At 63.8% G+C, this 7,391-nt stretch carries 8 protein-coding genes; 7 read left to right on the top strand and 1 reads right to left on the bottom strand.

All coding sequences use genetic code 11. The features are described from left to right. The coding region (locus FAS41_RS10655) for an electron transfer flavoprotein subunit alpha/FixB family protein (protein ID WP_218939108.1) at positions 1 to 357 on the top strand (357 nt) is incomplete at its 5' end. Between the two features lie 214 nt (positions 358 to 571). Next, positions 572 to 1,768 (top strand): enoyl-ACP reductase FabV, encoded by a 1,197-nt coding sequence (fabV, locus tag FAS41_RS10650; protein WP_017517613.1) that lies wholly within the window; start codon positions 572 to 574, stop codon positions 1,766 to 1,768. Positions 1,769 to 1,831: 63 nt separating this feature from the next. Here the strand turns inward: fabV and FAS41_RS10645 are convergent, their stop codons facing one another. Further along, a complete protein-coding gene (locus FAS41_RS10645) occupies positions 1,832 to 2,782 on the bottom strand; it encodes an alpha/beta fold hydrolase (RefSeq protein WP_138521956.1) in 951 nt (316 codons plus the stop codon). 97 nt (positions 2,783 to 2,879) lie between these two features. On the opposite strand from FAS41_RS10645, the gene FAS41_RS10640 reads away from it, so the two are divergent. The 5 genes from FAS41_RS10640 to FAS41_RS10620 all read left to right on the top strand — a co-directional run bounded on the left by FAS41_RS10640 (position 2,880) and on the right by FAS41_RS10620 (position 7,238). Further along, positions 2,880 to 3,707: a substrate-binding periplasmic protein gene (locus tag FAS41_RS10640; RefSeq protein ID WP_138521954.1), complete on the top strand. Its 828-nt coding sequence runs from the start codon at positions 2,880 to 2,882 to the stop codon at positions 3,705 to 3,707. A gap of 28 nt (positions 3,708 to 3,735) precedes the next feature. After that, the gene (locus FAS41_RS10635; protein WP_138521973.1) at positions 3,736 to 4,080 is read left to right on the top strand and encodes a DUF4398 domain-containing protein; all 345 of its coding nucleotides are present in this window, start codon (positions 3,736 to 3,738) and stop codon (positions 4,078 to 4,080) included. Next, the gene (locus tag FAS41_RS10630; protein ID WP_138521952.1) at positions 4,077 to 4,904 is read left to right on the top strand and encodes an OmpA family protein; all 828 of its coding nucleotides are present in this window, start codon (positions 4,077 to 4,079) and stop codon (positions 4,902 to 4,904) included. Before FAS41_RS10635 ends, FAS41_RS10630 begins: the two co-directional genes overlap by 4 nt. Positions 4,905 to 5,056: 152 nt before the next feature. Beyond that, positions 5,057 to 5,692 (top strand): response regulator, encoded by a 636-nt coding sequence (locus tag FAS41_RS10625; RefSeq protein ID WP_138521950.1) that lies wholly within the window; start codon positions 5,057 to 5,059, stop codon positions 5,690 to 5,692. Between the two features lie 106 nt (positions 5,693 to 5,798). Further along, a complete protein-coding gene (locus FAS41_RS10620; protein ID WP_045212506.1) occupies positions 5,799 to 7,238 on the top strand; it encodes an aminotransferase-like domain-containing protein in 1,440 nt (479 codons plus the stop codon). Positions 7,239 to 7,391 lie beyond the last annotated feature (153 nt).

Below are 7,391 nucleotides of genomic sequence, written 5' to 3'. Positions count from 1 at the left end.
ACCGCTGCCAAGATCGTCGTTTCCGGCGGCCGCGGCATGGGCAATGGCGACAACTTCAAGATCCTCTACTCCCTGGCTGACAAGCTGGGCGCTGCCGTCGGCGCTTCCCGCGCTGCCGTTGACGCCGGCTTCGTGCCGAACGACATGCAGGTCGGCCAGACCGGCAAGATCGTCGCTCCGCAGCTGTACGTGGCCGTCGGTATCTCCGGCGCCATCCAGCACCTGGCGGGCATGAAGGACTCGAAAGTGATCGTCGCGATCAACAAGGACGAAGAGGCGCCGATCTTCCAGGTCGCCGACTATGGCCTGGTCGCCGATCTGTTCGAAGCCGTACCGGAGCTGGAAAAGGCTGTCTAAGCCTTTTCCGCTCAGTGAAGGAACCCGCCCCCGTGGCGGGTTCTTTCATTTCAGGTTCCTGATTTTCCACGGGAAATGGTCTATTCGCCGCGTCGATGACCCATTGGTCACGAATCTTTGCCGAGAAGTCCACGGGCGAAGGTGTCTCATCTACAATGCGCGACGTCTCCAGTTCCTGAATGTGTTCAATCGACACCTGGCTACCGAGGTTTTCATGATCATCAAACCGCGCGTGCGTGGCTTCATCTGCGTCACTACCCACCCGACCGGCTGTGAAGCCAACGTCAAGGAACAGATCGAGTACGTCGAGGCGCACGGCCCCATCGCCAACGGTCCGAAGAAGGTCCTGGTCATCGGTTCCTCCACCGGCTACGGCCTGGCCGCGCGCATCAGCGCCGCCTTTGGCGCCGGCGCCGACACCCTGGGCGTGTTCTTCGAGCGCCCGGGCAGCGAAACCAAGGCGGGCACCGCCGGCTGGTACAACTCCGCTGCCTTCGAGAAGTTCGCCAAGGCCAAGGGCTTGTATGCGCGCAGCATCAACGGCGACGCCTTCTCCGATGAAGTGAAGAAAGTCACCATCGACACCATCAAGCAGGACCTGGGCAAGGTCGACCTGGTCGTCTACAGCCTGGCTGCTCCGCGCCGTACCCATCCGAAGACCGGCGAGGTCTTCAACTCTGTGCTCAAGCCGGTGGGCAAGGCCGTCAACTTCCGTGGTCTGGACACCGACAAGGAAGTGATCAAGGAAAGCGTGATGGAGCCGGCGACGCCTGAGGAAATCGCCAACACCGTAGCGGTAATGGGCGGTGAAGATTGGCAGATGTGGATCGACGCTCTGCAGGAGGCCGGTGTGCTGGCCGACGGCGCCAAGACCACCGCCTTCACCTACCTGGGCGAAGAGATCACCCACGACCTGTACTGGAACGGCTCCATCGGTGCCGCCAAGAAGGATCTGGACCAGAAGGTCCTGGGCATTCGCGAGAAGCTGGCCGCTACCGGTGGCGACGCTCGTGTTTCCGTGCTGAAAGCCGTGGTTACCCAGGCCAGCTCGGCCATCCCGATGATGCCGCTGTACCTGTCGCTGCTGTTCAAGGTGATGAAGGAGAAGGGCACCCACGAAGGCTGCATCGAGCAGGTCGACGGCCTGTTCCGCGAGAGCCTGTACGGCGCCGAGCCGCACCTGGACGCCGATGGCCGCCTGCGCGCGGACTACAAGGAGCTGCAGCCGGACGTGCAGGACACCGTGAAGGATCTGTGGAACAAGGTGACCAACGAGAACCTGTACCAGCTGACCGATTTCACCGGCTACAAGTCCGAGTTCCTGCGCCTCTTCGGTTTCGAGATCGCTGGCGTGGACTATGAGCAGGACGTCAATCCGGACGTGCAGATCCCGAATCTGATCCAGCTCTGAATTCGATACCGAGCAGAAACAGAAACGGCGCCCCAGGGCGCCGTTTCTGTTTTCCAGTCGGGTTCAGTTCGATGCGGTAACGGGCGCATGATTGCGCTGGAGGAAGTCGAGGTAGAGGCGCGCAGTCTCCTCCGGACGCTCGATCATCGGCACGTGGCCGCAATCGCGCAGTATCGCCACGCTGGGTTTCTTCAGCAGCGGCTTCATGACATCGATGCTCGACACATCCAGCACACGGTCGCGGTCCCCCCACAGCAGCAGGGTCGGTACGGTGATCTTCGGCAGTTCGGGCTCCAGCGGGATGTAGCGCTCACGTAGCTGCTGGAAGACCATGCCGTTGAACGCGCTGCGCTCCAGCGAGCGTTCGGCCAGGTAATCCTGCAGTCGCGACGGTAGCGGCGGCTTCTGCACGAAGACGAAGTCGAGCAGGGCCGGGAAGTCATCCACCGAACGCAGTACCAGCGGGTTGTCACCGCCCTTGAGCAGCCGCTCGAACAGCTCGCTCTGGTGCGGCGCCATGACGCCGGCATTGTCGAACAGGCCGACCGACAGCACCTCCTGCGGATGCCGCGCGGCCAGCAGCGCAGCGATGTGGCCGCCCATGGAGTTGCCGACCACGTGGAAGCGGCCGATGCCCAGTTCGCGCATGAAATCCGCCAGGCGCTCGGCCTGGGTGCCGACGTCGTAGCTGATGTTCTGCGGTTTGCTGCTGTCGCCGAATCCGGGAAGGTCGACGGCGATGACGTGATAGTCCTGGGTCAGGAAGCGGGCGAAGCGCGGCCAGTTGCTCTTGTCGGCGCCGAAGCCGTGGATCAGCAGGATGGTCTGGGCCTTGTCCGGGCCGCCCTCGTAGTAGGTGATGTCCAGGTCGTCGACCTGCAGGCTGTTGGTGGACAGCCGAGCACGGGCGCTTTCGACGTACTGCGCGGTCGCCAGCAGGGTGGAGGGGAAGGCGTACAACACGCCGGCGGCGACGGCTATCGCCAGGAGAAGGGCCAGAAGGGCTTTCTTCATGAGAAGTCCTTATTACCAAATCGGGTCGGTGTGCTTTACGCTAGCATTTTGCGGCTCTAAGCATGGCCGTTCTTTCTTCTGGCAAGCGAGACAACCAATGCATGGATGTTCCAGGGTGCTGCGTGCAGCTCTTCTGCTGGTGACTTTCTTGATTCCCCTTTTCGGCGTCGCGGGCGGCAAGTGCGAGCGGCTGGTTGCCACCGGTAATCCGGAGTACCCACCCTACTTGTGGCGCGACCCGGCGCAGCCGGAACGCCTGATCGGTGCCAATGCCGACCTGCTCGAGCAGATCGGCAAGGCCATCGGAGTGAATATCCGGGTGATCTATAGCGGTTCCTGGGCGCGTGCGCAGGAAGAGGCGAGACTGGGGCGCGTTGATCTGATTGCCGGCGCCTTCCTCACGCCACCGCGCCTGGAGACCATGGACTACATCCACCCCGCCTTCCTCACCACCGACAATGTGGTGTGGATGCGCAAGGATGCCGTCACGCCCTACGCCGGGCGCGATGACCTGCGCGGCCTGAAAGGCGGCACGCTGGTGAACAACAGCTTCGGTCCGGACTTCGACACCTTCGCCAAGCAGGAGCTGACCCTGGAGGAGGTGCCCAGCCTGACCCAGGCGTTCCAGAAACTGCTGCTCAAGCGCTCGGATTATGTGATCTACGAGCACTATCCCGGCCTTGCGGTCGCCGATACCCTCGGCATGGCTGACGACCTGCAGCCGCTGGAACCGCCGATCTCCAGCGAAGGTCTGTACCTGACCGTGGCGCACAACTCGGCCTGCAACGACCCGTGGCTGCGCGGACAACTGGCGAAAAAAATGACAGAATTGACGGCCGCCGGAGTCCCGCAGCGCCTGCTGCAGGACAACCTGGCCCGCTGGAAGGCCCAGCAGCTGCAGCCTGCCAGCACTCCCACCGAGTAGGACAATAGATTTCGTGATCAATCGACGGATGATAGTCGCCGGCCTGGCTTTGTTTGCGTTGGCCGGCTGTGCGACGAACGACCCGGCACCCAACGAGCAGATGCGTCTCACCGAGCAGGCGCTGGAGCAGGCCAAGGCCGTGGGGGCGACCGATGACGTGGCCGAGTTCAAGCTCGCCGAGGACAAGTACCAGGCTGCCAGGGGCGCCCTGGCGGTCGGCTCGAACAAGAAGGCGCGGCAGCTCGCCGAACAGGCCGAGCTCGACGCCCGCCTGGCCGAGGCCAAGGAGCTGACGCGCAAGAGCGCCGAGCAACTGGCCGAGCAGAGCAAGAGTATCAATCGTCTGCGCAAACAGTTGGGAGAAGTGCAATGACTTCCGCACAACTGTTGCGCCGTAGCTTCTCGTGGGTAGGTGCTCTTTCTGCCGTCGCGCTGCTGGCCGGCTGTGCCAACAGCCAGCTCAGCGAGAAATCCCTGGAGCAGGCCCGCCTGCAGTTCCAGGCGGTCAAGGAAGACTCTGCCGTTTTGCGCAGCGCGCCCAAGGACGTGATTCGCGCCGGCGAATCGCTGGCCCGTGCCGAGCGCCTGTCCAACTACTGGGGCAGCAGCGACGACGTGCTGCAGTACTCCTACCTCAGCCAGCGCTACAGCGAGATCGCCCGCGAGCACAGCAATCTGGCGCTGAACCAGGAGCGCCTGGGCAAGCAGCAGATGGAGCGTGAGCGCCTGCAACTGGCGATGCGCGAAGCGCGCCTGCTCAACGTGCAGGAGCAGAGCAAGTGGCTGGAGCAGCAGATGGTCAGCCTCGCCACCAACGAAACCGAGCGCGGCCTGGTGCTGACCCTCGGCGACGTGCTGTTCGACAGCGGCGAAGCGGATCTCAAGCCCGCAGCCAACCGGACCGTGCTCAAGGTGGTGCAGTTCCTCCAGCTCAACCCGCGCCGGGTGATCCGCATCGAGGGTTACACCGATGCCGAAGGCGACCGCGAGCAGAATCTGCAGCTGTCCAAGGACCGCGCGCAAGCCGTGGCTGACGCACTGACCGATCTGGGCGTGGATGAGAAACGCGTACAGGTGCAGGGCTACGGCGAGGCCTACCCGATCTCGGACAACGCCTCGTCGCTGGGGCGTGCGCAGAACCGCCGGGTGGAGATCGTCTTCTCCGACGAGAAGGGCCAGCTCGGCGCCGAACGCTGATCCCTTCGCAATATCCCGTCACAGGAAAACCCTGGAAGCCTCGGCTCCGGGGTTTTTCGTCAGGGGGATCTCGAAATCTTTCGAGTGGCAGCTTGGCGAAAATAGCCGGGTGCGACTAATCCCCTCAGGGGAGCTGTAAACGAGAGAACGTGATGTCACCCGAAAAGAAGCTTTTCAATGTAATCGTGGCGGACCCGCAGCCGATGATCGGCTGGGGCCTGGAGCGCTATCTGCTGGAGCGTGAACTGGGGCAGGTGAAAGCCTTCGTCAGCGACACCGATAGCCTGCTGGATGTCCTCACCGCCCATCCCGAGGTTGACCTGGCTATCGTCGAGTTGGCGCTTCCCGGCGCCCGCGGCCGTGACGGCGTACACCTGATCGAATGGCTGCAGCGTCACCATCCGGAGGTGCCCGTGCTGGTCTATTCGGTCATGGGGGCGCCGCTGCTGGCGACTGCGGCGGTCAAGTGCGGCGCCGTGGGCTATGTCTGCAAGCGCAACCCGCTGAGCCTGCTGGACGACGCCATCGCCCGTATCCGCAAGGGCGAGACCTACATCGACCCGATGTTGCGGCCGCCGCGCCATACCGGCAAGCCGCTGAGCCCCACCGAGATCGACATCATCCGCCGGCTGGCCCATGGCGCCACGGTGGGGGAAATCGCCGAGCGGACCAATCGCAGCGTGTCCACCATCAGCACCCACAAGCGCAACGCCATGCAGAAGCTCGGCCTGACCACTGATGCGCAGCTGGTCGTGGCGGGGCTGCTGGACTGGCTCGGAGAGATCTGAGCGGGCAGGGCAGTGCAGCTGTATCGGACGGAATCCTGACGACTGTTCTGGAACAGTTTGCAGTTTTTGGCTACTGTTTCGGTTCAATGACCGAGGGATGGCCGTCATGTCCAATCTGCTGCTCTACCAGCGCATCGCCCAGCAACTGGCGGAAGACATCCGTCGTGGTGTCTACCAGCCGGGCGAGCGCGTGCCGTCCGTGCGCAAGTTGAGCACTCAGCTCAACGTCAGCCATGCCACTGTGCTCCAGGCCTACGCCACCCTCGAAGACCAGGGGCTGATCCGCGCGCGCCCGCAGTCCGGCTTCTACGTGCACCGCACGCCGGCCCTGACCGCCTCGACCCCGGACATTGCCCGTGTCGAGCGGCCCGGCCTGGTCACCCGCAGCAGCATCATCAACCAGGTGCTCGCCGAAGCGCGCCGCGAGGGCGTGTTTCCGCTGGGCGCTGCCGTGCCGCATGTGGATTACCTCCCGGTCCGCGCGCTGCACCAGCAGTTGGCCAAGGTCACGCGCTTCTCCAGCCCGCGCGCCTTCAGCTACATGTTCAGCCCTGGCTACGAGCCGCTGCGCCGCCAGGTGGCAATCCGCATGCGCGATGCTGGCGTGGTGGTCGATCCGACCCAGGTGACCATTACCCATGGTTGCGTGGACGCCATCCATATGGCCTTGCGCGTGATGACCCGTCCGGGCGACCTGATCGCCACCGAGTCGCCGAGCTACTACGGCCTGTTGCAGTTGGCCGACATCCTCGGCCTGAAGGTCATCGAGATCCCCAGCGACCCGCTCACCGGCATCAGCCTGGAGGCCCTGCAACTGGCCGCCAACCAGTGGCCGATCAAGGCGCTGGTGCTGACCGCGCGCCTGAGCAATCCGCTGGGCGGCACCATTCCGGAGGATCGCCAGAAGGCGCTGCTCAAGCTCACTGCCGAACACAACATCGGAGTGATCGAGGACGACATCTACGGCGAGCTGATGTTCGACCAGGGCCAGACCAAGGCGCTCAAGGCTCACGACCGCGACGGCCGCGTGGTGTACTGCTCGAGCTTCTCCAAGACGATTTCCCCCGGCGTGCGTATCGGCTGGATCATCACCGAGCGCTACCAGGAGGAAATCCGCCGCCTGCAGACCTTCACCACGCATTCGGCGTGCACCGTCACCCAGATGGGCGTGGCGGCGTACCTGGAGAACGGCGGCTATGACCGGCACCTGCGCTACATCCGCCAGGAGTACCGCAAGAACATGACCGCCTATCAGCTGGCCGTGCAGCAGTATTTCCCTGAAGGCACGCAGATGACCCGGCCCAAGGGTGGCTTCATCCTCTGGGTCAGCCTGCCGGCCAAGGTGAACACCAAGGAATTGCATGTGCGCGCGCTGGAGCAGGGCATCAGCATCGCGCCGGGGCTGATCTTCAGTAACACCGAGCAGTTCAACAACTGCCTGCGCCTGACCTGCGGCATCCCGTGGGACCGCGAGGCGGAGCGGGCGATCATGACCCTCGGCATGCTGGCCTGCCAGCTGTGTCAGGAGGAGCTGATCGCCGCCTGACAGCTTTCGGCGCTTGCGCCATGGAGTGTACTACCGTTCTCGGTCGTGCGCCCCGTGGCGTTTTCGGCGGTGGAATCGACCCGTTTCCACTCGCCATCTCGTCCAAGGGAGTTGAACCCTCGATGAGACCGATGCCGTGCCGCTCGATAGCCA

Source organism: Pseudomonas nicosulfuronedens (assembly GCF_005877905.1).
In the GTDB taxonomy this organism is placed as follows: domain Bacteria; phylum Pseudomonadota; class Gammaproteobacteria; order Pseudomonadales; family Pseudomonadaceae; genus Pseudomonas; species Pseudomonas nicosulfuronedens.
The sequence above is the reverse complement of the archived record's forward strand: the minus strand, read 5'-3'. Positions and strand labels throughout refer to the sequence as shown.